General features: G+C 41.4%; 1 protein-coding gene. It reads right to left on the bottom strand.

Annotated features, from left to right (window positions below; all coding sequences use genetic code 11):
- Window positions 1-46 precede the first annotated feature (46 nt).
- Window positions 47-1,039 (bottom strand): IS110 family RNA-guided transposase, encoded by a 993-nt coding sequence (locus ACIEHO_RS16500; protein ID WP_406973758.1) that lies wholly within the window; start codon window positions 1,037-1,039, stop codon window positions 47-49.
- Between the last annotated feature and the right edge of the window lie 194 nt (window positions 1,040-1,233).

Raw genomic sequence — 1,233 nt, 5'->3', positions numbered from 1 at the left:
TATACGTATTCCAAGATCAAATCCTAATAAAATTTAGTTTTATTTTTTAAGCTGCATATTGCTGAAGTACCACATAAGGTGTACCTCTTTTAACAACCGCAAAAGCTCTTGCTATCAGTTTGTTCCTAACATTGTTTATTGCCAGCATTTTATCTTTCCCTTCAGCCAGTTTTCTCTTGTAATACAAACGCAGCTCGCTATCATGTTGTATTGCCGACACACTTGCCATGCTCAACAGGCTTTTCATTTTTCTGTCACCCAGATAGTGGCATTGTTTTCTTCTGTAAATACTGGTTCCCGAACGGTGTTCGAATGGTGCTGTTCCACAATAGCTTGAAAAGGCTCGCCAACTATCGAATCGCGTAAAATTACCCGTGTGGTAGATAAGCTGGCAGGCGACCACCAGGCCAACTCCTTTTAGGCTTGACAACAGTTCGTAGTTAGTGTTCATGGATTCATCTCCCGATATGATTTCCCTGATCCTTTTCTCTACGTTATTTATCTGCTTGGTCAAGTAGTCTATACTGCGTTTTAGGGCAATACAACCAAAATCTGTTGTTGGGCTTGACAGAAGCACTTTCATCTCTTTCAATGTCCCTTTCAGTCCGGCATTGTTGCGTACCAACTGATCGCGCAGGGCCAACAATCTGCCCAGTTCCAAGTGCGACATGCTCTTTACCGTACTGGGCTCCAGTTCTTCTCTGTAGATCCATGCATAGCGTGCTATTAGGCGGGCGTCCAAACGGTCGGTCTTCTCCTTCACGATTCCCGACGAACGCTTAATCTTCAATGGACTTTCCTCCACATAGGCAATGTCTTGACTATGTAGGTAGAGCGCAAGTTTCAGTGAATAATGGCCCGTATTCTCAAAACAATAAAAAACCTCGCTTCCCTTGGTGGCCTTAAAAACCCATCTCAACAGACCTTTATAGCCTTTTATATCGTTGGTAAACTCTCTGTGCACCTGGGATTGGTAACAATAGGCGTCAATGGTCTTTTTAGATACATCGATTCCTACGACTTCATCATAATTTTTCATATTTTTACAATTAGTGTGAATAAATATGTTGCCTTAACTACTTCCTTTATCGGGAGATGAGACTCCTGGTATTCCAAATGGTTCTTGGCAACTTGATAGAAAGAGAGGACTCGTACGTGTCATGGATCTGTAAGGCTAAAACACGTTATAGTTCTCCTCTTTTTCTATCTAAATATATTTATTACAAACTAAAG

This window comes from Flavisericum labens (assembly GCF_045446075.1).
Lineage (GTDB): Bacteria > Bacteroidota > Bacteroidia > Flavobacteriales > Flavobacteriaceae > Flavisericum > Flavisericum labens.
The sequence above is the reverse complement of the archived record's forward strand: the minus strand, read 5'-3'. Positions and strand labels throughout refer to the sequence as shown.